Below are 1,546 nucleotides of genomic sequence, written 5' to 3' on the forward strand. Positions count from 1 at the left end.
AACAACCTATAACAAACGCTAAATGGCAAAGGCGGTTGGTGGTTTTCGAATGTTAATGCTTTTAATGAGTTCGGCAAACTATCTATTTTAGAATTATTATAGTTAAATGTAATTACAAAAATAGCTACCTTGCCTTTTATAAAATTTGAAACATAACTCAACTAAGGCGCCTACGCCACTTAGCGCAGCCGTTACATGCAATTTAAAGGACAATGAGAGATGATTTCAATAAAGCAGTAAAGGAAACTTTATCTAAAAGAGTAGGATTGAGATGTTCAAATCCGAAATGTCGTCGGTTGACTATTGGGCCTAATTCTAATGAAGAAAAAACAACTAATATTGGTGTAGCCGCACACATTACAGCTGCAAGTCCTGGAGGCCCGAGATATGATAAAAGCTTAAATTCACAGGAACGAAGTTTTATTAAAAATGGAGTTTGGCTTTGTCAATCATGCGCAAAGTTAATTGACAGTGATCCGGATAAATACCCTATTGATTTATTAGTGAAATGGAAAAAAGATGCTGAGAAAATCACAGAACAAGAGCTGAATGAAAAACAAATAATAGACGATAAATATAGAAAAATATTAGCGCTGATACCTGATTTAAAAACTGAAATGCAGGCTGATTTAGAAAGTGATCCTTTAGCAAGAGAATTTATTTTAATGGGCAAAAATCAAATTTACAATAGTCGTAATGAATTCTTAGTCTATTACTATGAAGATCACCCAGATATTGAAAAGAAAATAAGAGCTCTTCAAAATGTAGGATTAATAGAGGATATAACTTATAACAATACTAAGCGATATGTTTTCACTGAAGAGTTTGTTGAAATATTGATTAATTAAAACAGCATGTAACAAAAGCTAAATTGTCATGGGCGCTGATGAGCGGTTTGATCCCGAAAGCTTTCGGGATAGTTCAATTAATAAACACCAGCAAGCCAATTCAATTGGTTTGCTCAAAATATAAATAAGTTAATTAAATCGGCTTGCTTCTTTAGCGGTTTGAAAGCTCAACTCTTTTAACTCGCCCACGCAACTTAGCAAGACCGTTACAAGTAATTGGTTCGATAATGGCACTCGCTTGAAAGCTTGTTGCCATTTCTGCTTTAATGGGATGTTCTTCTTGAATTAAACTCTGGCCATTTTACTAGTTTATACTGTGATTTAGAGCTTGTGTTTTGTTTGGCTTGAGTTTGCTTGCGGTCACGTGAAACGGCTCCCTGCATGAGCCTCATTCGCTTTGTCACGAAATTTGCCAGGGGAAACTCAGCTTATCCAATTTGCTTCTCTTTTGCCAGCCTTGCTCGAAAGTAAATGATACCAGGCGCAGGGCTTGACTATTGTGACTTCTAAAGGCTCAGGTGTTTTATAAAGGAATACGCGCGGGGGAGGTGCGCAAATTGTCATTCAGACTCGGTTCTTTTAGGCGCAATTTCCGTGCCAAAGCTGTCTATAACAGCCCAAAAGGAATGGTGATATTTTTCTCCCACATGAAGGTTTTCAACAACTTGTAACAAACGCTAAATGGCAAAGGCGAGTTG

The 1,546-nt window shown here is 36.8% G+C and carries 1 protein-coding gene; it reads left to right on the forward strand.

The window, feature by feature from the left end; translation table 11 throughout:
* Positions 1-212: 212 nt before the first annotated feature.
* Positions 213-848, forward strand: coding sequence for a hypothetical protein (locus tag ACXR6G_RS20085; RefSeq protein WP_458363240.1), 636 nt, complete (start codon positions 213-215; stop codon positions 846-848).
* Positions 849-1,546: the final 698 nt, after the last annotated feature.

The organism is Ancylomarina sp. YFZ004 (genome assembly GCF_054254355.1).

Coding starts and splice junctions, on each gene's coding strand:
- ACXR6G_RS20085 (WP_458363240.1), top strand. CDS start 213: ATGAGAGATGATTTCAATAAAGCAGTAAAGGAAACTTTATCTAAAAGA.